The following is a 21863-nucleotide window of genomic DNA, read 5'->3' as shown; positions in this document are numbered from 1 at the left end:
GCGGGGACCCGCTACCCCCGCGGCCCGTTCACCGGCAGGCGCCGGAACTCGATCGTCTCGTACGGTCCCGCGACGCCGGTCTCGTAGAGGATGCCGACCCGGGAGGCGCCGAGCTGGACGAGGTCCGAGTAGGCGGCTCGCTGTGTGGACAGGGTGGTCGCCTTCACGAAGGCGGCGCCGCCCGTCGTACTGCGCCAGACGGCCATCGACCGGCGGGCGGTGGGGACGGAGGGGCCGGAGAAGAGGAGCGGGGCGGAGGGGCCGGTCAGCTGGAGGACGCTGCCCTGGACGACGGGGACGTCGTTCAGGGTGGGCTGGACGGCGAAGGGGCGGTCCAGGGTCTCGGCGCCGTCGCTGGAGTAGGCGTCGAGGCGGTTGCCGGGGCTCGTGCCGTTCTGGTCGCGCGAGCTGAAGTAGAGCCTTCCGTCGGGGAGTTCGGCCATCGTGCTCTCGTTGGCGTTGATGGTCCCGTCGTACGAGTCGTCGATGAAGCCGAGCCGCCAGCGGAGCCCGCCGTCGTCGCTGTAGAGCGCGTGCGCCCCGTAGTACTTGGGCTCCTGACCGGTGTCGGCGGACCCGGCGGGCGGGGCGGCCGAGTGGTTGGCGGGCACGACCAGGCGCCCGGCGTGCGGTCCGTGGCGCAGGGCGATCGCGTGACCGGGGCCGGTGGCGTACCAGCGCCAGCTCGGCAGCTTCGCCCGGTCCGTGATGTCCCGCGGGGCGGAGAAGTGCCGCCCGTCGTCGCGGCTGGTCTGGACGAAGACGCGCCGGCTCTGTTCCACGGTGACCTCGCCCCGCATGATCTGCGCCTCGGTCACGGCACCGCTGTTGTAGGACGTGAGGAGGACGATCCGGCCGGTCCGGGGGTCCACCACCGGCGCCGGGTTGCCGCGGGTGTCGCCGCCGCCGGACGCGACGACCCGGAGCGGGCCCCAGGTGCAGCCGCCGTCGGACGAACGTCTGACGACGACATCGATGTTCCCGGTGTCGCCCGCGCCGCTGTGCCGCCCCTCGGCGAAGGCGAGCAGCGTGCCGGCCCGGGTCGTGACGGTCGCGGGGATGCGGTACGTGTCATAGCCCTCCTGGCCCGCGGTGTACGGGACGGATGAGGTGCAGCCCCGGCCGGCCAGGGGCGCGGCGGAGGCGGTGCCGCCGGTGGCGGCGAGGGCGGTGAGGAGTCCGGCGGCTGCTGCGAACGCGACCATGCGGCTCATGCTGGTCATGGCACTCCCTGGACTACGTCGGACATAGGACGTGGGATGTCCTGGAGAACCTAATGTGCCCCGGGTGTCACAGCAATACCCGTGCTTCCACGGCGTGTTGACGAGACGTCAGTTCGCTCTGCCGTCATGACGGACCGGTGCGGCCACCCGCCGGGGCTCGTCGCGCGCGCCGCCGGATCAGGCCTGGCCCGCGTCTCCCGGGGTCACGAGGCCCGATTCGTACGCCACGATGACCAGCTGGGTCCGGTCGCGGGCGCCCAGCTTGCCCATGATGCGGCTGACGTGGGTCTTCGCGGTGAGCGGACTGAGCCCGAGCGCCTTCGCGATCTCGGTGTTGTTGAGTCCGCGCGCGACCAGGGTGAGCACCTCGCGCTCGCGCTCGGAGAGCCCCTCGGGGCCGCCCACCGCGAGCGCGGGAACCGAGGGGGCGCGCAGGAAGCGGGCGACCAGGCGGGCCGTCGGGCCCGGTGAGAGCAGCGCGTCCCCGGCGGCCACCGTGCGGATCGCGTCGAGAAGTTCGGCGGGCCGGGTGTCCTTCACCAGGAAGCCGGAGGCGCCCGCGCGCAGGGCCTCCACGATGTGCTCGTCGGTGTCGTACGTGGTGAGGACGAGCACCCTGACCCCGGCCAGGCTCTCGTCGGCCGCGATGAGCCGGGTCGCCTCGATGCCGTCCAGGTCGGGCATGCGGATGTCCATCACGATCAGGTCGGCCCGCTCGCTGCGCGCCAGTTCGACGGCCTCCCGCCCGGTGGCCGCCTGCCCGACCACCTCCATGTCCCGTGCCGACTCCACGAGCATGGCGAACGCGGCCCGCACGAGGTTCTGGTCATCGGCCAGGAGCACCCGGATGGTCATCGGGCCTCGCCCCTTCCGGCTTCGGCCGCGGCCGCGGAACCGGGCCCTGGCGCGGAATCGAGCAGGGCCGTCTGCTGTTCGGGCACGCTCCGCAGGGGCAGCACCGCCAGCACCTCGAAGCCGCCCCCTTCCCGTGTCCGGGCCTCCACCGTGCCGCCCACACTACGAGCCCGTTCCCCCATGCCCATCAGGCCGAAGCCGGGCGGGCCGCCCGCGTCGCCGATACCGTCGTCGGTGACCGTCACGCGCAGGGCCCAGCCGTCCGTGCGCAGGTCCACCCGGACCGTCACGTCGGGGCCCGCGTGCCGTACCGCGTTGGTCAGCGCCTCCTGGACGATGCGATAGGCGGCGGCGCCCACGGCGGAGGGAACGTTGTCCGCCCGTACCCCGGTCGGCGCCTCCACCTTCGCGCCCGCCGAACGCGCCGCCGCCACGAGATCGGGCACTCCGTCGAGGCCGGGCAGCGGGCCCCGCCCGTCGCCTCCGCCGTGCTCGGAGGCGCGCAGCACCTCCAATGTGGTCCGCAGTTCACCGCGCGCGGTCCGGCAGGTCTCGGAGATGTCGTCGAGGGCCTCGGCGACGGCCGTCCGGTCGAGGCGGTCGGGGTCGGCGGCCAGGACGTGCGCGGCGACGGAGGTCTGCACGCCGATCAGGGTGATGCTGTGGGCGAGCAGATCGTGCAGGTCACGGGCGATGCGCAGACGTTCCTCGGCGACCCGGCGGCGGGCCTCCTCCTCTCGGGTGCGTTCGGCGCGCTCGGCACGTTCGACGACCTCGGCGAAGTACTGCCCGTGCACCCGGACGTACACGCCGAGGACGATGAACGCGACGATCCAGCCGGTGATGCGCAGCGCCTCGGCGCCCTCGGCGGCGCCCTGCCCGAACTTGACCGTGAGCATGATGCCGATGACACCGCTGCCGATGACCAGGGAGCGCAGCGGGCGCCCCGTGACGGCGACGGTGAACAGCGCGGTCATCGAGACGAGCAGCGGCGCTTCGTGGTCGAAGTCGAGCGCGTGGTACGGCCCTACGCAGGCGACGAGCGCGAGGAACGCGGCGAGCGGGGCGCGCCGCCGCCAGACGACGGGAATGTGCGCGGCGATCAGCAGGGTCCAGCCGAGCGCGTCCGGATCACGGCCGTCGGCGTGCACGGTGAGCGCCACGGTGACATCGGCGATCAGCAGCACACCGGCGAGCAGCGCGTCCTGGCACAGGATCCGCGCCGGGGCGACGCTCCCCCCGTGTCCGAAGCCGGTGAGGCGCAGCATGCGTTTGACGTCCACCGCTTCATCCTCCGTGAGGGGGCGCCCCTCCGGGAGAGGAGGGGCGCCCGATGTCCGGTGTGCGAGGGCCGGCCGGCTCGGTGTCCGGGGTGCGAAGGCCCTGTCGGCCCGGCCCCGGGTGCGAGCCGGGCGGCTCAGCCGACGGCGACGGGCTCCTGCTGCCCCGCCGCCTCGGTGTCCGGCCTGCGCGAGAGGCCGCCCGGCCACCACACCTTCCGCCCCAGCGCCACGCTCGCGCTGGTCACCAGGTACGTACGGACGAGGAAGGTGTCGAGCAGCACCCCGACCGAGATGACGAAGCCGAGCTCGACGAGCTGGACGAGCCCCATGTTCGTGAGCACCGCGAAGGTGGCCGCGAGGACGAGGCCGGCCGAGGCGATCACGCCTCCCGTGCTGCGCAGCGCGGTGAGCGCGGCGGCGGCCGGTTCGGCACCGGAGAGGGACTCCTCCCGCATCCGGTGCATGATGAAGATCCCGTAGTCGACGCCGAGGGCGACCAGGAACACGAAGGACAGCAGGCCGAGGCCGGGATCGGTCCCCTCGAACCCGAACAGCGGTCCGAAGACGAGGCCGCCGATGCCGAGCGCCGCTCCCCACACCGCGATGACGGCGGCGACGAGCAGCAGCGGGGCGACGAGCGACCGCAGCAGCAGGCCCAGGATCAGCAGCACCGAGACGAGGACGATCGGTACGACGACGAGCCGGTCGCGGGAGTTGGTGTCCTGGAGATCGATGTGCTGGGCGCTCGGGCCACCCACGTACGATCCGTCGAGGTCCGCGCGCAGGGCCTTGATCGTGGCGGTCTCCGCCGCCGACTGGGGCGCGCCGCGCGCGATGACGGAGATCTCCGTCCAGCCTCCGCCGCTGCGTCCGCGCTCGGCGCTCGTGACGCCGGCGTGGCCGCGCACCTCGGCCAGCGCCGCGTCCGCCCGCCCGGTGGGGGTGATCACGGTGATCGGCTGGGTGCCCTGCCCCGGGTAGGCGCGGGCGAGTGTCTCCATCGCGGCGACCGACTCGGGCCGGTCGACGAAGGAGTCCTGCTGCTTGAGCGGGCCCGGCAGGTTCAGCGCGCCGAGGGCGAGTGCCCCGAGCAGGACGGCTCCGCCCGCGAGGACGACGAGCGGCCGGCGTCCGGCGGAGGACCCCATCGCGGCGAACAGGCTCCGCCGCTGCCTGGGTTCGGCGCCGAAGGCGGGGACGAGCGGCCAGAACACCCGGCGCCCGAGCAGGACGAGGACGGCGGGCAGCAGAGTCAGCATGGCGACAAGGGCGCAGAGCACCCCGACGGTGCCCGTCGGGCCCATGCCCCGGCTGCTGTTGAGGTCGGCGGCGAGCAGGCAGAGCAGTCCGGCGGCGACGGTGCCGGAGGAGGCCAGCACGGCGGGCCCGCAGCCGCGCAGGGCCACCTTCATGGCGTCGTAGGGCCGTTCCACGCGCCGCAGTTCCTCGCGGTAGCGGGAGATGATCAGCAGCGCGTAGTCGGTTCCGGCGCCGAAGACGAGGATCGTCATCACGCCCGAGCTCTGGCCGGAGACGCTCGTGCCGAACGCCTGGTGGAGTCCGTAGGCGACGCCCATCGACAGATAGTCGGCGACGCCCGCGACGGCGAGCGGCACGAGCCACAGCAGCGGGCTGCGGTAGATGACGATCAGCAGGACGGCGACCACGCCGACGGTGGTGTAGAGCAGCGGTCCGCCGAGGGAGTCGTACACCCCGGCGGCGTCGGTGGCCAGTGCGCCGGGCCCGCCGACGTCGACGCTCATCCCGTCCGTTCCGCGGGCGACGTCGCGTACGTCGTTCACGAACGCGTCGCGCTTCTCCTCGTCGGTGCCGGGCGCGGTGCTGGAGACCGCGTACATCACCGTGCTGCCGTCCCGGGACGGCACGGCCTCGGGGGTGCCGGTGAGCGGGTTCGCCCGGGTGATCGCGGCGACCTGGCGGGCCGCCGTGGTCCGGTCGGCGGCGCGAAGCCCTCCGTCGCGGTGGTAGACGAGCACCAGTTCGGTGGCTTCCCCGCCGGGCAGCCGGTCCTCGATCTTCGCCACCTGGGTGGAGTCGGCGCTCGCCGGCAGATAGTCCACGGCACGGTCGTGCTGCACGTCCGCGAGCTTCGCCGCGAACGGCCCGACGGCGGCCAGCACGGCCACCCACAGCCCGAGCAGCAGCCAGGGCACTGCGGCGCGCCGTCCCGGGCCTCTCCTCGTCTTTCCGGCCTTCTCGGGCCCCATGGCGGGGTCCCCCCTTCTCGCGGAATGTCTGGACAGGTTCCAGACTCCCGGCGCGAGGGGCGGCATTCGTCGCGCGGAAGGGCGAGTTCGGGGGTACTGCGAGGGGTGGCCCGGGGGCCGGACTACTCCCTGGGGAGTAACGGCGCGACGGGGTGGAGCGGGCCTACGACGGCGTCCGTGCCGTCGCCAGGAGGCGGGTCACGTCGTCCGAGCAGATCGTCAGGGCCGCGCCCACAGTGGCCAGGACGTCCCGTTCGGCGGGGGTGTACGGCCCGTCGGCGAGGGCGATGCGGGCGCCCTGGAGGAGGATCGCCTCGCGGCCGGCCGGGGCGAGGTGCGGGGCCAGCGGGTCCAGGGCCTCGTGGAGCTCTATGGCCAGGCTCGCTCCGCAGGGCTCGCCGAAGAAGCGGCCCGTGTCGGCGGCGAGTGCCTCGACGAGGGCGCCGAGCTGGTCCTCCGTGCAGTCGTCGAAGCCGGCCGAGCGGACGGCCGCGGCGGCGGTCTCCAGGGACGAGCGGGCGCAGCCGCCGCCCGCCGCGAGGACCGCGAGGGCGACGGTGTGGACGGCGTCGCGGAGCATCGCGGAGAAGCGGGTGGTGGTGGGGTGGTCCAGGACGTCGGCGCCGTAGTGGCGTCGGCAGGCGGCGCATTCGACGACGGGCCCGGTCTCGCCGCGCGGAATCACGGGAACGCCCAGAAGGGTGAAGCGGCGGCGGCCGGCCAGCCGTTGGTAATTGCGGTCGCCTCCGCAGCCGGGGCAGAAGAACTCACCGTCGCCGACCGTGTTCCATGCCGTACGGGTGCCCAGGATGCGGGGAACCTGAACTGCACGACCGTTTCGTCCCCATCCTGGCAGCACGTCGCACACCTCCGTAATGCCACGGCAACATCGCCGTGCTGGCGTGATGTTAGCCACATTGTTGAGGCTGAGTCAGTACCCAGGACGAGACCTGCTCGTGACCTGCACATGGATTGGCCGGTATACGACCGGGCCCCGCCCGCCTCGGAAGGCGGACGGGGCCGGAAAGAACCAGGTGAACGAGGTCAGCGGGCCGCGCGGTTGACGGCGGAGACGACGGCCTTCAGCGAGGCGCGTGTCGTATTCGCGTCGATGCCGATTCCCCACAGAACCTTGTCGCCGATCGCGCATTCGATGTACGAGGCGGCCTGCGCGGAGGCACCCTCGCTCATCGTGTGCTCCTGGTAGTCCAGCAGGCGTACGTCGACGCCGATGGACTGCAGGGCGTCGAAGAAGGCGGAGATCGGTCCGTTGCCGGTGCCGCTCAGGACGGTGTCCGTGCCGTCGACCGTGGCCTCGACGGTCAGGGTGTCGACGCCGTCCTTGTCCGTGGTGGACTGGCCGGTCCTGACCTGGATACGGCCCCACGGGTTTCCGGGGTTGGGCAGGAACTCGTCCTGGAAGGCCGCCCAGATGTCCTTCGGCGTGACCTCGCCGCCCTCGGCGTCCGTCTTGGCCTGGATGATCTTCGAGAACTCGATCTGCATCCGGCGCGGCAGGTCCAGCTTGTGGTCGTTCTTCAGGACGTACGCGATACCGCCCTTGCCCGACTGCGAGTTGACGCGGATGACGGCCTCGTAGGAGCGGCCGACGTCCTTCGGGTCGATGGGCAGGTACGGGACGGCCCACTCGATGTCGTCGACGGTGACGCCCCTGGCGGCCGCGTCGGCCTCCATCGCGTCGAAGCCCTTCTTGATGGCGTCCTGGTGGGAGCCGGAGAAGGACGTGTAGACCAGGTCGCCCACGTACGGGTGGCGCGCGTGGACCTCCATCTGGTTGCAGTACTCCCACGTACGGCGGATCTCGTCGATGTCGGAGAAGTCGATCTGCGGGTCGACGCCCTGCGAGAACAGGTTCATGCCCAGGGTGACCAGGTCGACGTTGCCGGTGCGCTCGCCCTGGCCGAACAGGCAGCCCTCGACACGGTCGGCGCCGGCCATCAGCGCCAGCTCGGCGGCGGCGACGGCCGTACCGCGGTCGTTGTGGGGGTGGATCGACAGGCAGACGTACTCGCGGCGGGACAGGTGACGGCCCATCCACTCGAAGCGGTCCGCGTGCGTGGAGGGGGTCGAACGCTCCACCGTGGCGGGCAGGTTGAGGATGATCTCGCGGCCCGGGCCGGGCTGCCAGACGTCCATGACCGCCTCGCAGACCTCCAGGGCGAAGTCCAGCTCGGTGTCGGTGAAGATCTCGGGGCTGTACTGGTAGCCGAACTCGGTCTCGGGGCCCAGCAGCTTCTCCGCGTACTCGACGACCAGGCGCGTGCCGTCGACGGCGATCTGCTTGATGTCGTCCTTGGAGCCGCGGAAGACGACACGGCGGAAGACCGGGGCGGTCGCGTTGTACAGGTGCACGTTGGCGCGCTTGGCGCCCTTCAGCGACTCGACGGTCCGCTCGATCAGGTCCTCGCGGGCCTGGGTCAGTACGGAGATCGTGACGTCGTCCGGGATCGCGGTCTCGTCCTCGATGATCGAGCGGACGAAGTCGAAGTCCGTCTGGCCCGACGCCGGGAAGCCGACCTCGATCTCCTTGTAGCCCATCTTCACCAGCAGGTCGAACATCTCACGCTTGCGCGCGGGCGACATGGGGTCGATCAGGGCCTGGTTGCCGTCACGCAGGTCGGTCGAGAGCCAGCGGGGGGCGACGGTGATCCGGTTGTTCGGCCAGTCGCGGTCGGGGATGTCGACCTGGTCGTACCGGCCGTACTTGTGGACCGGCATCGACGTGGGCCGCTGACGGTTGACACGGGTCTGCTGGCTGCTCTGGCTGTTCGCCATGATGCGTGGGCTCCTCAGGATGTCCGAAAGGACGGCCGACGGCGCAACGCCAGACTCCGCGGGGAGGGGGTCGGCCTCGACTACAGGCCCTCGCCGCGGCAGCTAAGGAGAAGCAGCCCGAAACGCATGATGCTCCGCAGCGTAGCCGAGCCGCGCTCCGTCCGGAGGGCTGTATCAGTATGCGGGATCGCACCCCCCGAAAAGGACAAAAAGTGCGCCATACCACTTCCGGGCGGAATCCCGGCCTCCTTATCTCCGCATTTCACCAATCATGGTTGCACGTAGTGACATCGACATCACTCAGTGCAAGGGTGCCGGGCATGAAGACCAACGGGGGCTTCGAGCCCGTTCACTGCACCATCGTGCCGCCCCATGTCCTCGACAAGCTCGCCCGGCACGAGGACCCGGCGCTCTCCGGTCCCGCGCGCCAGACCCTGGAGCGCGACGCGTACGAGCGCACCCACCGGCGGCTGACCACCGTCATCGGCGCGCCCGCCGTGGCCGCGCCCGCGGAGACCGCCGAGCAGAAGCCGCACCGGACGATCTACGACGCCCGCCACCGCCAGGACCTCCCCGGCAGGAAGGTCCGCGGCGAGGGCGACAAGCCGGGCAAGGACGCGACGGTCAACCGCGCGTACGCCGGCCTCGGCGCGACCTTCGAGCTCTATCTGAAGGCGTTCGGGCGCACCTCGATCAACGGCGAGGGCCTGCCGCTCGACGCCACCGTGCACTTCGACGCGAACTACAACAACGCCTTCTGGAACGGCGAGCAGATGGTGTTCGGCGACGGTGACGGCGAGATCTTCCTCGACTTCACCATCCCGGTCGACGTCATCGGCCACGAGCTGACCCACGGCGTCACGCAGTACACGGCGAACCTCACCTACTTCGGCCAGCCGGGTGCCCTGAACGAGTCCATGTCGGACGTCTTCGGCTCGCTGATCAAGCAGTACACACTCGGCCAGACCGCCGCCGAGGCCGACTGGCTGATCGGCGCCGGGCTGCTCGCCCCGCGGATCACCGGCACCGCCCTGCGCTCCATGAAGGAGCCGGGCACGGCGTACGACGACGACGTCCTCGGCAAGGACCCGCAGCCCGGGACGATGGACGGCTATGTCCGCACCGGCCGGGACAACGGCGGCGTCCACATCAACTCCGGCATCCCCAACCACGCCTTCTATCTCGTCGCCCAGGCCCTCGGCGGCCACGCGTGGGAACGGGCCGGGCAGATCTGGTACGACGTCCTCACCGGCGGGGAGCTGCCCCAGCAGGCCCTCTTCTCGGACTTCGCGCGGCTCACGCTCGCCGCGGCGCGGTCCCGGTTCAGCGAGGGCGAGGAACTGCTGGCCGTGACGAAGGCCTGGGAGCAGGTCGGGGTCCCGGCCGCGTGACCCCGGGCACGGCAGGTCCTGGCCACATGGCCCCGGGCGCATGGCCCCGGTGCCCGACTCGTACTAGACAGGACCCATGCGTATTCAGGTGAGGCGCACGGGCGGGTTCGCAGGCATCGAGCGTCATGGCGAGGTGGACACCTCGGGACGGCCCGACGCCGCCGAGTGGCACGCCCTGGCCGAGCGGGCGTTCGCCGCCGGCCGGGGCACGCCCCCGGCCGGCGTCCCGGACGGCTTCAGCTATCGGATCACCGTGGACGGGAGGACCGTCCACGCCGCCGACCCGAGACTGACGGAGGACCAGCGCGAGCTGATCTCACGGGTGCTGAAGGAAGGCGCCTAGAACGGTCCGGCCGCCGGGCTCCGGGGACGCGGCGGCGGGGAGGGCGGAAGCCGGGGAGCAGCGGGTTCACGTCGAACCGTTGACTTCCGTTACCGCCGGTACAGATGATCGCGCGCATGGCGACGAACCCCCTCCCGCAGTTCCCGCCCGGCTTCCTCTGGGGCGTGTCCACCTCGGCCCACCAGATCGAGGGGGCCGCGGACGAACGCGCCCCCTCGGTGTGGGACACCTTCACCGCCGGGCCCGGGCACGTCAAGGACGGCTCCACGGCGGCGGTGGCCTGCGACCACTTCCACCGCTACCCGGAGGACGTGGCACTCCTGGCCGGCCTCGGCGTGGACGCGTACCGCTTCTCCGTCTCCTGGCCCCGGGTGAACTCCCCCGGCGGCCTCGACTTCTACGACCGCCTGGTCGACGCCCTGTGCGCTGCCGGCATCCGGCCGCTGCCGACCCTCTTCCACTGGGACCTGCCGGTGGAACTGGACTGGCTGAACCGGGACACCGCCGAGCGGTTCGCCGAGTACGCCGCGGTCGTCGCCGCGCGCCTCGGCGACCGCGTGAAGAAGTGGATCACCCTCAACGAACCCGCCGAACACACCCTGCTGGGCCACGCGCTCGGCGCGCACGCACCCGGCAAGCAGCTCCTGTTCGACGCGCTGCCGGTGGCGCACCACCAGCTCCTCGCCCACGGTCTCGCCGTACGGGCCCTGCGCGCGGCCGGCGCCGGCGACATCGGGATCGCCAACTCGCACGGCCCGACCTGGGCGGCCTCGGACCGTACCGAGGACGTGGAGGCGGCCGACTTCTACGACCTCCTGCTCAACCGCCTCTTCGCCGATCCCGTCCTGCTCGGCCGGTACCCCGAAGGCATCGGCGAGTTGATGCCCGGCGACGTCGAGTCGGACCTGAAGATCATCGGCGAGCCGGTCGACTGGTACGGGATCAACTACTACCAGCCGACCAAGGTGGGCGCCCCCGAGGGCGCGGAGATCGAGTTCAGCGGACTCACCCTGCCCGCCGAACTGCCCTTCACCGTGCGGGAACTGGAGGGATACCCGGTCACGGACTTCGGCTGGCCGGTGGTGCCCGAGGCGCTCACCGAGCTGCTGGTCGGATTCCACGAGCGCTACGGCGACCGGCTCCCGCCCGTCGTCATCACCGAGAACGGCTGCTCGTACGACGGTATCGACGACCAGGAGCGGATCGCCTTCCTGGACGGTCATGTCCGGGCGCTGCACCGGGCGTTGGAGCGGGGCGTCGACGTACGCGGCTACTTCGTCTGGTCGCTGATGGACAACTTCGAGTGGGCGGAGGGGTACGCGCGCCGCTTCGGCCTCGTCCACGTCGACTACGACACGCTGGAACGGACCCCGAAGGCCTCGTACGGCTGGCTGCGGGACGCCCTGCGGGCGCAGAGATGACCGCCGCCGACCCGGTCATACCCGCGGCGGCCCTCGCCGAGCCCGTCGAGCGGGTCGGCCGGGGCTGGACCTCGGCGCTGTCGCTCGCCAACGGGGCGATCTGGGTGGGCTGGTACGGCCCGTTGCAGATCCTGCTCGCCTCCCAGGCGGAGGACTTCGCGCCCGGCACCGGCCTGTCCAAGGAAGCCGTGCTGGCCTGGGTCACGGGCGCGGGCGCGGTCGTCTCGCTGGTGGCCAACCCTCTCTTCGGCGCCCTCTCCGACCGGACGACCGCGCGCCGGGGCCGCCGTACGCCGTGGATCGTGGCCGGAGCGGCCGGCGGCGCGCTGTCCCTGCTGCTCCTCGCGGGGGCGGGCGGCGTGTGGACCATGGCGGCGGGCTGGTGCCTGGTCCAGCTGACCCTGAACGCCGCGTTCGCCGCGGTGACGGCGGCCGTCCCCGACCGGGTGCCGCGGCTGCAACGCGGTTCCGTGGGCGGCTGGCTGGGCGCCGCGCAGATCCTCGGCGTGGTCGGCGGGACGGGACTCGCGACGATGGCCGGAGGCACCGGTGGCGGGTACGCGGCGTGCGCGGTGTTCACCCTGGTGGGCGTCCTGCCGTACGTGCTCCGCTACGAGGACCTGCGGTTGCCGGAGTCGGCCCGCCCGCCCTGGTCCTGGCGTGCCTTCCTCGCCTCGTTCCGGCTGAGCCCGCGCGAGCACCCCGACCTGGCGTGGGCCTGGCTGACGCGTTTCCTCATCAACCTCAGCAACGCCCTCGTGCTCCTGTACCTGCTCTACTACCTGCGGGACCGGCTGCACCACGACGACCCCGAGCAGGGTGTGCTGATCCTCACGGCGGTGAACGGGGTCACGCTGCTCGCCACCGTCGTGGTGGGCGGGGTGTGGTCGGACCGGCTGGGCCGCCGCAAGCCGTTCGTGATCTGGTCCGGCGTCCTGATGGCGGTGGCCACGGCGGCGCTGGCCGGGTGGCAGACCTGGCCCGGCGCGATCGTGGCCGCGGCCGTCCTCGGCGTCGGCTTCGGCGTCTTCACCTCCGTCGACTTCGCCCTGATGACCGATGTCCTGCCCAGGGCACTCGACCGCGGCAAGGATCTCGGCGTCATCAACATCGCCAACGCCCTCCCCCAGGTCGCCGCTCCCGTACTGGCGGCACCGATCGTGACGTACCTGGGCGGGTACCGGGTGCTGTACCTGGTCGCGGCGGTGATCGGTCTCGCGGGGGCGGTGCTGGTGGGGCGGATCAAGGGGGTGGACTGAGGCGGCCCCGAAATCGGGTGACTCCGCCGGGGCGGTCGTCTTGGATGGCGGCATGACCATCGTGAACTCGTCGCTGGGCCGGCTGGAGCAGTACTACAACGCGGTACCGCGTGCCGCCGCGCGGGCCGAGGACTTCGGTCCGCTCACCCTCTTCGTCCGGGAGTCCCCGGGCTGGCCGTACTACGCGCGCCCCACACCGGACTGGACGGGCCCTCCCGCGACCGCCGAGGACGTCGACCGGGTACGGGCCCGGCAGCGCGAGCTCGGGGTGCCGGAGGCGTTCGAGTGGGTGGCCGAGGTGACACCCGGCCTGCGGGAGACCGTCGAGGCGACGGGACTGCGGGTGCACGCGCACCCCCTGATGGTCCGGGAGGACGACGGCCCGGACAGCTCCCTCCCGGCGCCGCACCCCCTGGTCCGGGTGCTCGGCCCCGACGACCCGTCCCTGGCCGGCGCGCTGGCGGTTCCGCACCTGGCGTTCGCGGCTCCGGGCACGGCCCCCGGCCCTGCCGGGCCCGCCGAACTGGCCGCCGAGATCACCGCCCGGGCCGGGGAGCTGCCCGCCGCGGCGGAGCGCGTCCGCGCGGGCCGCACGGTGGTCGCCGCGGCCGTCGAGGACGGCGTGGTCCTCTGCTCCGGGATGCATCTGCCCGTCGGTGGGGTGAGCGAGGTCGCGGGCGTCGGCACCCTGCCCGCCGCCCGCCGCCGCGGGCTGGCCCTCGCGGTGACCGCCGCACTGGTGACCGACGCCCGGACGCGGGGCGTCGACACGGTGTTCCTGTCCGCCGGCGACGACGACGTGGCCCGCATCTACGGCCGGCTGGGATTCAGGGCCGTGGCCACGGCCCTGATCGCCGAGCCGGGAGACTGAGTGAAGGGGCCCGGCACCTCGGGGTCCCACGGGCCCGGACGCCTGGGCAAACCCCACGAGTGCGGGCGGTCCGAGCGACCTCGCCGGGCCGGAGGATTCGGGCGGTCCACCGGGGTCGGCGAGCCTGCGATCCGATGGGACCGCCCGGTCACACCGCCCCGGCATCCCTGACCGTCCACAGGGACGGGTACACGGGGCGGAAGCCCAGGTGGTGGCGGATGCATGCGGTGGACACGATGCCGTTCCACGGGTCGGGTCGGTGCGCTCGTACAGGGCCTGCCGCACCTCGACGCCGTTGATCAGATGAAGGTCGACGACAGTGACGGGGGCGTCGTCGGCGATGTATCGAAAACCAGCAGCGCCCCACGGGCTGACGGCAACACTGCACACCCGCGCAGACGGCGCGGGTCAGAACAGCACCAAGACGGCCTTCACTACCCTGAAGGGCTGAGCACTCGCCAAGATCAAAGGTGGGTCCGGGCACCGTCCACGCCGAGGCATCGCACCGGAGGCCGGACTGCGGTGGCCTCCCGGGGCGTGGCCCACTCCCGGCCCGCGCCCGCGTCCAACTTCGGCCACTTTCCATGACCGTTGAAGGAAAGGGTCCGCTTCCCTTGCAATCGTGAGCCACCCGCGCCTCAATGGAACCGCACATTCCGACGGACCGTCAGACACGCCGCCGCACGGCGTCCCGCACCCCACGCGCGGACGGTCCGCGTACACGTCTCCCCGCACCCTCACCGCACACAGGTGAGGAGCCCGTGTGCCCGGACCCAGGGCGGACGGCCCCGTCCCGACCATCCCCACATGGCAATTCCCCCACAAGGGAAGGGAATCCGATGAGAGGCAAGCGACTCGGAACCGTCGCGGCGTTAGCCGCCGGCACCCTCGCCGCGACCGGTCTGGCCTTCGCGCCGGCCGCCGCGGCCGTCACTCCCCAGACCGCCACCATCAACGCGACCTGCACCCTCGGTGGCGGCGGTGCGGCCACCCTCACGGCCACCCAGGACGGCACGGCCGCGACCATCACCCTCAGCTCCACCGCCATCACCTCCCCGCTCCCCATCTCCGAGAACTCGGTCGGCTCCACCCTGACCCTGGTGAACGCGAGCGGCGGGACCACCGCCTTCAGCGGCACGAGGAACCCCGCCATCGCCGCGGGCGGCGGGGTCTCGGTGGGCCCCCTGGACGGCACCGTCGCCTCCGGCGACAGCCTGGAGACCTACGGCGGCTCGCTGAGCATGGTGGTCTTCGGCATCACCATCACCTGCACGGCCGACGCGCCGCAGTCCCCGGGCCCGTTCGTCTTCGACTGACCGACCGCGACATGACGTGAGGGCCGGTGCCGCCCGCGCGCAGCGGCACCGGGTCCCCTCAACTCGCCTACCGGCAGCCCTGGTTGATGACCATGACAGAAACTGATGGGCCATCAGTCAGTGCTCCGGGACTCCATTGACTTCTCACACAACCCGCACATCAATGGCCCCCTGTCGGCGCGGAAGAGCCGCTGCGCCCGCATCCCTCAGGAGGGGGCAACAACCATGTCAACCACGGGTCCGACAACCCGAAGACGCCGCTGGGCGGCACTGCTCGGGGCGACCGCCCTCGCGGTCACCGCGGGAGGTGCGCTGGCCGCCCCGGCCGGAGCCGCTTCCACGAACGTGGACTTCGCCACGCACTGTATCCCGCCGGCGATCGCGGGCATCCCGCCGATCGACGGCACCACCACCGCGAAGATCACGGTGGACAACGCGAGTCCCAAGGTCGGCGACACGGTCACCGTGACCTACACGGTGGTCAAGCCCGCCGCCAGCAACCCCGTCGACCTCGCGCTGCCGGCGGACATCATGACGCCCACCGGCAAGGTCGCGCTCGGCGGGGCGCAGACCGGAAGCGTCACCGTCGCCGGTCCCAAGAAGAACGACCCGGTGCCCGGCAAGGGCGCCTTCCCGTCGTTCAGCATGACGGGCACGTTCACCGTCACCGCGCCCGGCGCGATCACCCTGTCGCCGAGCGACTACAACATCCACACCAGCTACATCATGGAGCTGGACACCCCGTGCACGGTCATCACCCCGCCCGCCCCGGTGTCGGAGACGGTCACCGCGACGGGCGGCGGACAGACCAACACCCGGGCCATCCAGCTCGGTTCGGCCTCCGGGAATCCCGGTGACAGCGTGACCGTCACCGGCGGCGACTTCACCCCGGGCGCCACCGTCACCCTCGCCGGACGGTCCGGGGCCACCCAGACCGCCGACACGGCGACCGTGACCGCGGACGCCCAGGGCTCCTTCAGCGGCTCGCTCGTCGTCCATGACAAGACGACGACCGGCGTGGTGGCGTACGAGGGAGGAAGCTGGGACCCGGACACCGGAGCGGGTCCCGCCGCCTATGTCGTCATCGACGACACACCCGTCCCGGACGGGAGCCAGAAGCTCACCACCACGGTGAGGGCGGGAACCCTGTCCATGACCCAGGCCGGGGACGCCGTCGCGCTGTCGGCGGTCGACTTCGGCAAGGGCGGGGCCTCCACGGGAGCCCTGCGGACGGTGACGGTCAAGGACTTCCGCGGCGGACCCGCGGGCTGGTCCCTGACCGGCAAGGTCACCGACTTCACCGGCCCCGGCGCGAAGATCGATGCCGGTGCCCTGAGCTGGACCCCGGCCTGCGCCACGAAGGCCGGCAGCCCGAGCACCTGCCAGGCCGGCTCGTCCGGCACGGTGGGCACCTCGGGAGCGACCCTGGCGTCCACCCCCAACGGGACGCTCACCGGTGGTGAGTTCACCGTCGACGCCGGACTGTCGCTGAACGTACCGGAGTTCACGCCTCCCGGCTCCTACTCCGGCGTGCTCACGCTGACGCTCAGCTGACCGGTCCGCCACTTTGCCGGTCCATCCGCACCCCGGTGGCCGGGCGCGCACCCGCCCGTCCACCTCGTCCCGCTCAACGCCGTCCGCGGGGGTCCGCACCCATGCGCAAGCCGTATGTCCTCCTCCTGACCCTGTTCCCTGCCGTGCTCGCCTTCCTGGCTACGCCCTCGTACGCGGCCGACAACGGCAGCTGGTCGGTCTACCCCGTCTCCTCGCGCATCGCCGCGCGGCCGTACTTCTACCTCTCCGCCGACCCAGGCCAGACCCTCCGGGACAAGGTCACCGTCGCCAACAAGACCGGCCGCGCCCTGACGTTCCGGCTGTACGCGGCCGACGCCTACAACACCGCCCGCGACGGCGGGTTCGCCGTGCGCACGCTGAAGGAGAAGCAGCGCGGGGTGGGGGCGTGGGCCCGGCCCGCCCGCTCCCGGGTCACCGTGCCGGCGCACGGCAGGGTCACCGTGCCGTTCACGCTCCGGGTCCCGGCGAAGGCCGAACCCGGCGACCATCCGGGCGCGCTGGTGGCGCTCGACGAACGGATCGAGACGGGCGGGAGCTCCCTCGCGGTCGGGGTGCGACGAGCCGTCGCCGCCCGTGTCTATCTCCGGGTCGGCGGGCCGACGGTTCCCGCGCTGGCCGTGGAGAAGGTCCGGTTCGCCCACCATCAGCCGCTGGTCCCCGGCACGGGCACCGCCACGGCCACCGTCTCCTACACCCTCCACAACACGGGCAACGTGACGCTGAACCCGAAGGTGCGTCTGAGGGCAGAGGGTCTCTTCGGGCGGACCCTGCTGTCCCGCGGACTCACGGACATCCCCTCGGAACTGCTCCCTGGCCAGCGGGTCCGGCTCACCGCACCCTGGCGCGGGTCGCCTCAACTCGACTGGGGCGAGGTGACGTTGACGGCCAGCGCCCCCGGGACCCGGGAGTCGGCGCAGGTGTCGTTCCTCGCGCTGCCGTGGCTGGTGGCCGTGGTGATGGGGGCCGCGTTCGCCGCGGCGGTGGTGACGATCAGAGTGCGTCGGGCCCGCGTTCGCCCGTCCGTACCCGTACGACCGTCTCCACGGGTACGGACCACACCTTTCCGTCCCCGATCTTCCCGGTCTGCGCGGCCTTCACCACCGCGTCGATGACCGCGTCGGCGTCCGCGTCCTCGACGACGACCTCGATCCGCACCTTGGGGACCAGGTCGACCCGGTACTCGGCGCCGCGGTACACCTCGGTGTGCCCGCGCTGACGCCCGTAGCCGCTGGCCTCGGTGACGGTCAGCCCGTGCACGCCGATTTCCTGAAGGGCGTCCTTGACCTCGTCGAGTCGGTGGGGCTTGACGATCGCGGTGATGAGCTTCATGCCTGGGGCTTTACCTTCTGCGCGGTGGAGGGGGACGACGAAACCGGGGCGCCGTGGCCCAGGACCCCGTGATCGTAGGCGCTCTCGGCGTGCACCGTAAGGTCCAGGCCGGTCTGCTCGTGCTCCTCGTCCGCGCGCAGGCCCATGAGCCGGTCGATCAGCCTGCCGAGTCCGTACGTGACGGCGAAGGCGTACGCCCCGACGGCCAGTACACCGACCAGCTGCCTGCCGAGCTGGCCGAGGCCGCCGCCGTACAGCAGCCCCTCGGCCCCGCCGGTCATCTCGTGGACGGCGAAGACCCCGATGAGCAGCGTGCCGATGACACCGCCGACCAAGTGGACGCCGACGACGTCCAGCGAGTCGTCGTAGTTCAGCCGGAACTTCCAGCTCACCGCGTACGAGCAGACGGCACCGGCGGCGAGCCCGACGGCGAGCGCGCCCAGCAGGGACACCACCCCGCAGGACGGGGTGATGGCCACCAGACCGGCGACCGCGCCCGAGGCGGCGCCCAGTGTGGTCGGGTGGCCGTCGCGCCGCTGCTCGACGAGGAGCCAGCCGAGCAGGCCCGTGCATCCGGCGGCGAGGGTGTTGAGGAAGGCCGCGGCGGCCAGACCGTTGGCCCCGAGGGCGGACCCGGCGTTGAAGCCGAACCAGCCGAACCAGAGGAGTCCGGCGCCGAGCATCACCATGGGCAGGTTGTGCGGCCGCATGGCGTCCTTCTTGAAGCCGAGCCGCGGCCCGAGGACCAGGCACAGCGCGAGCCCGGAGGCACCCGAGGTGATCTCGACCGGCATACCGCCCGCGAAGTCGAGGGCGCCGAGACCGTCACGGATCCAGCCGCCCGGGCCCCACACCCAGTGCGCGACGGGAACGTATACGAGCAGTGCCCAGGCGGGCACGAAGACGAGCCACGCCCCGAACTTCGCCCGGTCGGCGATCGCCCCGCTGATCAGCGCGGCGGTGATGATCGCGAAGGTGAGCTGGAAGGTGGCGAAGAGCAGGGTGGGGACGGTGCCCTGCACGCTGTCGGGCCCGAGCCCGGCCATCCCCGCGTGCCGCAGCCCGCCGATGAGCCCGCCGAACGCGTCCTCGCCGAACGCGAGGGAGTATCCGGCGGTCAGCCACACCACCGTGACCAGGGCGATCGACACGAAGCTCATCATCAGCATGTTGAGGACGCTCTTCGCGCGGACCATGCCGCCGTAGAACAGGGCGAGGCCGGGGGTCATCAGAAGGACGAGCGCGGTGGCGGCGAGCAGCCAGGCTGTGTCGCCGGTGTCGATCCGGGCGGCCAGAGTCACGGTCTCTCCAACGGGGTGGGGGCGTCGTCAGAGCGTCACGGGCTCGCATTTCCGGTTGCGTTCACCGACGTTTCCGGCGTGTTTCATTGCCCCGTGATTTCCGAATCCTCACAAACGGGTGCCCGGTGCGCGGTGCCGGAAGGTCCGGTGCGCGCGTCCCCGTACGCCCGGTTCGCGGGTGCCGGAATGCCCGCTTCCCGGGTATCGAACAACTTGGTACGGCGGGCGCCCGACGATCAGGGAGAATGGGCGCCATGAGCGTTCGCAACCAGTCATCCGAGCCGTCCGAGGACGGGGGCGCCCCGCACGCCCTCGAGGCAGTGGGGAACCACCGCGCCGGCTTCGCCTGTTTCGTGGGCCGCCCCAACGCGGGCAAGTCCACCCTCACGAACGCTCTGGTCGGCCAGAAGGTGGCGATCACCGCGAACCAGCCGCAGACCACACGGCACACCGTGCGCGGCATCGTGCACCGGCCCGACGCGCAGCTGATCCTCGTCGACACCCCTGGCCTGCACAAACCGCGCACCCTGCTGGGCGAGCGGCTCAACGACATCGTCCGCACCACCTGGGCCGAGGTCGACGTGATCGGCTTCTGCCTGCCCGCGAACGAGAAGCTCGGCCCGGGTGACCGTTTCATCGCGAAGGAACTGGCGTCGATCAAGAAGACGCCGAAGATCGCGATCGTCACGAAGACCGACCTCGTCGACAGCAAGACGCTCGCCGAGCAGCTCATCGCGATCGACCAGCTCGGCCGCGAGCTGGGCTTCGAGTGGGCCGAGATCGTTCCGGTGTCGGCGGTGGGCGACTCGCAGGTGGGTCTGCTGGCCGATCTGATCGTCCCGCTGCTGCCGGAGGGGCCCGCCCTCTATCCCGAGGGCGATCTGACGGACGAGCCCGAGCAGGTCATGATCGCGGAGCTGATCCGCGAGGCCGCCCTGGAGGGCGTCCGTGACGAGCTTCCGCACTCCATCGCCGTCGTGGTCGAGGAGATGCTGCCGCGCGAGGACCGCCCCGCCGACAAGCCGCTCCTCGACATCCACGCCTTCGTCTACATCGAGCGCCCCAGCCAGAAGGGCATCATCATCGGCCCCAAGGGCAAGCGGCTGAAGGACGTCGGCATCAAGTCCCGCAAGCAGATCGAGGCGCTGCTGGGCACGCCGGTCTACCTCGACCTCCATGTGAAGGTCGCCAAGGACTGGCAGCGGGACCCCCGGCAGCTGCGCAAGCTCGGCTTCTGAGAGACCCTCCGCCTCCGTCGGCCCCAGCCGCACCGCCCTCGTCGGCCGCACCGCCCGCGCCGGGTGTTCCGGCCGCGGGCCGGTGGGGCCGCCGGGCGGGGGAAGCCTTCTCAGCCCGCCGTCACCGTCTGCCGTACGACGCCGTCGAGCCCGGCCAGCAGCACCGGAGTCCCGGGCCCGCCGAGGTCCCGTACGGCCGCGCGGTCCGCGTCCGCGACAGCCTCCGCCTCGGACACCACGGCCGCCGCCTCCAGGGACTTCGCACCGGACGCCACGGCCATCGCCACGGCGGTCTGCAGGGCGCTCAGCCGCAAGGACGTCAGCTCCACGGTCCCGGCGACGTAGGTACGCCCCGTCTCGTCCCGTACGGCGGCCCCCTCGGGCACACCGTTGCGGGCCCGCGCGGAACGGGCCAGGGTGACGATCTTGCGGTCCTCGGGGTCGAGCGCGCTGCTGTCGGTCATGACCAGAGCATACGAAGTGCCGGCGCGCGCTCCCGCCGAAGGGTCACCGGACACGACGCGTCAGCCGGCCACCGGATACATCGACCCGCGCCGGCCCTCCGGCGAGGCCAGCCACTCCAGCTTCGACGCCGTGTTCGCCTCCGGCAGCGGCGTGTGCAGCACGATCGTGAGATCGGGCCGGACCGGGACCTTCATCGCCGTGGACTCGACGGCGAGCAGGCCCACCAGCGGATGGTCGAGCTCCTTGCGGATCTGACCGGCGTCCTCGATGTCCCGCCGCTCCCACAGTTCCGCGAACTCGGCGCTGGCCTCGGTGAGTTGGGCCAGCACTTCGCGGAATCCCTCGTCGTCCGGCGCGGCGGCGCACGACGCGCGGAACTGGGCGACGACGGTACGCGCGTTGCGCTCCCAGGTCCGCGAACGGCCCCGGTAGAGCGGGTCGGTGAAGAAGTCGACGATGCAGTTCTGGGTGTTCTCGGGACGCATGCCGAGGACGACCTGGGCGGCGCCGTTGTACATGACGCAGTTGTAGTACGGGTCCATGATGTGCGCCGGATACGGCATCCACGTGTCGATCAGCCGCCGCAGCCCGTCGCACATGTCCCGGTCCCCGGGGGCGACTTCGGGGGCGGGCGGGTTCAGTCCGGCCAGCGTGTACAGATGGCGGCGCTCGGTGTTGCTGAGCCGCAGCACGCGGGCGACCGAGTCGAGGACCTGCGGCGACACGGAGATGTCCCGCCCCTGCTCCAGCCACTGGTACCAGGAGGCCCCGACGCCCGCGAGGACGGCGACCTCCTCACGGCGCAGCCCCGGGGTGCGACGGCGGGCACCACCGTCCGGGAGACCGGCCTCGGCCGGCGACACCCGCGCCCTGCGGCTCATCAGGAACTCCCGCAGTTCCGGGCGCCGATGGGTCTTGAGCACGTCCTCTGTCACGTACGCGTCCCCCTCCGGTGGCTGGTGGTGCGAC

The 21863-nt window shown here is 71.9% G+C and carries 18 protein-coding genes and 1 pseudogene; 9 read left to right on the top strand and 10 right to left on the bottom strand.

Translation table 11 applies throughout. From position 1 onward, the window contains the following. Positions 1 to 11: 11 nt before the first annotated feature. The 6 genes from OOK38_RS20100 to leuA all read right to left on the bottom strand — a co-directional run bounded on the left by OOK38_RS20100 (position 12) and on the right by leuA (position 8385). Positions 12 to 1223 (bottom strand): exo-alpha-sialidase, encoded by a 1212-nt coding sequence (locus tag OOK38_RS20100; protein WP_266758563.1) that lies wholly within the window; start codon positions 1221 to 1223, stop codon positions 12 to 14. Between the two features lie 177 nt (positions 1224 to 1400). After that, entirely contained in the window at positions 1401 to 2078 is a 678-nt protein-coding gene (locus OOK38_RS20095; RefSeq protein ID WP_266758565.1) for a response regulator transcription factor, read from the bottom strand. Next, the gene (locus OOK38_RS20090; protein ID WP_266758567.1) at positions 2075 to 3361 is read right to left on the bottom strand and encodes a sensor histidine kinase; all 1287 of its coding nucleotides are present in this window, start codon (positions 3359 to 3361) and stop codon (positions 2075 to 2077) included. Before OOK38_RS20090 ends, OOK38_RS20095 begins: the two co-directional genes overlap by 4 nt. Before the next feature lie 134 nt (positions 3362 to 3495). Further along, the gene (locus OOK38_RS20085; RefSeq protein WP_266848629.1) at positions 3496 to 5589 is read right to left on the bottom strand and encodes an MMPL family transporter; all 2094 of its coding nucleotides are present in this window, start codon (positions 5587 to 5589) and stop codon (positions 3496 to 3498) included. A gap of 163 nt (positions 5590 to 5752) precedes the next feature. Then, entirely contained in the window at positions 5753 to 6448 is a 696-nt protein-coding gene (locus tag OOK38_RS20080; RefSeq protein WP_266758571.1) for a TerB family tellurite resistance protein, read from the bottom strand. 185 nt (positions 6449 to 6633) lie between these two features. After that, complete coding sequence (gene leuA, locus OOK38_RS20075; RefSeq protein WP_266758573.1) at positions 6634 to 8385, bottom strand: 2-isopropylmalate synthase; 1752 nt, start codon at positions 8383 to 8385, stop codon at positions 6634 to 6636. A gap of 320 nt (positions 8386 to 8705) precedes the next feature. On the opposite strand from leuA, the gene OOK38_RS20070 reads away from it, so the two are divergent. The 8 genes and pseudogenes from OOK38_RS20070 to OOK38_RS20030 form a co-directional block, all read left to right on the top strand. Then, positions 8706 to 9776, top strand: a complete 1071-nt coding sequence (locus tag OOK38_RS20070; RefSeq protein ID WP_266758575.1) for a M4 family metallopeptidase — start codon at positions 8706 to 8708, stop codon at positions 9774 to 9776. Positions 9777 to 9852: 76 nt separating this feature from the next. After that, positions 9853 to 10119, top strand: a complete 267-nt coding sequence (locus OOK38_RS20065; protein ID WP_266758577.1) for a protealysin inhibitor emfourin — start codon at positions 9853 to 9855, stop codon at positions 10117 to 10119. 104 nt (positions 10120 to 10223) lie between these two features. Continuing rightward, on the top strand, positions 10224 to 11540 hold the full coding sequence (locus tag OOK38_RS20060) for a GH1 family beta-glucosidase (protein ID WP_266758578.1): 1317 nt from the start codon (positions 10224 to 10226) through the stop codon (positions 11538 to 11540). Further along, positions 11537 to 12799: an MFS transporter gene (locus tag OOK38_RS20055; protein WP_266758580.1), complete on the top strand. Its 1263-nt coding sequence runs from the start codon at positions 11537 to 11539 to the stop codon at positions 12797 to 12799. Before OOK38_RS20060 ends, OOK38_RS20055 begins: the two co-directional genes overlap by 4 nt. A 52-nt stretch (positions 12800 to 12851) precedes the next feature. Continuing rightward, positions 12852 to 13670 carry a GNAT family N-acetyltransferase gene (locus OOK38_RS20050; RefSeq protein ID WP_266758582.1) on the top strand — a complete coding sequence of 273 codons (819 nt, stop codon included), beginning with the start codon at positions 12852 to 12854 and terminating at the stop codon, positions 13668 to 13670. Between the two features lie 839 nt (positions 13671 to 14509). Further along, positions 14510 to 14986 carry a hypothetical protein gene (locus OOK38_RS20040; protein WP_266758584.1) on the top strand — a complete coding sequence of 159 codons (477 nt, stop codon included), beginning with the start codon at positions 14510 to 14512 and terminating at the stop codon, positions 14984 to 14986. 225 nt (positions 14987 to 15211) lie between these two features. Further along, positions 15212 to 16540, top strand: a complete 1329-nt coding sequence (locus OOK38_RS20035) for a beta-xylosidase (RefSeq protein ID WP_266758586.1) — start codon at positions 15212 to 15214, stop codon at positions 16538 to 16540. 101 nt (positions 16541 to 16641) lie between these two features. Beyond that, positions 16642 to 17655, top strand: a pseudogene (locus tag OOK38_RS20030) (DUF916 domain-containing protein); the annotation flags it as partial. Here the strand turns inward: OOK38_RS20030 and OOK38_RS20025 are convergent. Beyond that, positions 17552 to 17890, bottom strand: coding sequence for a P-II family nitrogen regulator (locus OOK38_RS20025; protein ID WP_266848628.1), 339 nt, complete (start codon positions 17888 to 17890; stop codon positions 17552 to 17554). The pseudogene OOK38_RS20030 and the gene OOK38_RS20025 overlap by 104 nt on opposite strands. Continuing rightward, positions 17887 to 19191 (bottom strand): ammonium transporter, encoded by a 1305-nt coding sequence (locus OOK38_RS20020; protein ID WP_266758588.1) that lies wholly within the window; start codon positions 19189 to 19191, stop codon positions 17887 to 17889. Before OOK38_RS20020 ends, OOK38_RS20025 begins: the two co-directional genes overlap by 4 nt. Before the next feature lie 245 nt (positions 19192 to 19436). Here OOK38_RS20020 and era point away from each other — a divergent pair, with 245 nt between their 5' ends. Beyond that, on the top strand, positions 19437 to 20429 hold the full coding sequence (gene era / locus OOK38_RS20015) for a GTPase Era (RefSeq protein WP_266758590.1): 993 nt from the start codon (positions 19437 to 19439) through the stop codon (positions 20427 to 20429). A gap of 110 nt (positions 20430 to 20539) precedes the next feature. Here the strand turns inward: era and OOK38_RS20010 are convergent, their stop codons facing one another. Continuing rightward, positions 20540 to 20893 carry a cytidine deaminase gene (locus OOK38_RS20010; protein WP_266758591.1) on the bottom strand — a complete coding sequence of 118 codons (354 nt, stop codon included), beginning with the start codon at positions 20891 to 20893 and terminating at the stop codon, positions 20540 to 20542. Positions 20894 to 20953: 60 nt separating this feature from the next. Further along, positions 20954 to 21775, bottom strand: a complete 822-nt coding sequence (locus OOK38_RS20005) for a helix-turn-helix transcriptional regulator (RefSeq protein ID WP_266765682.1) — start codon at positions 21773 to 21775, stop codon at positions 20954 to 20956. Positions 21776 to 21863 lie beyond the last annotated feature (88 nt).

It is taken from the genome of Streptomyces sp. NBC_00568 (assembly GCF_026341855.1).
In the GTDB taxonomy this organism is placed as follows: Bacteria; Actinomycetota; Actinomycetes; order Streptomycetales; family Streptomycetaceae; genus Streptomyces.
The sequence above is the reverse complement of the archived record's forward strand: the minus strand, read 5'-3'. Positions and strand labels throughout refer to the sequence as shown.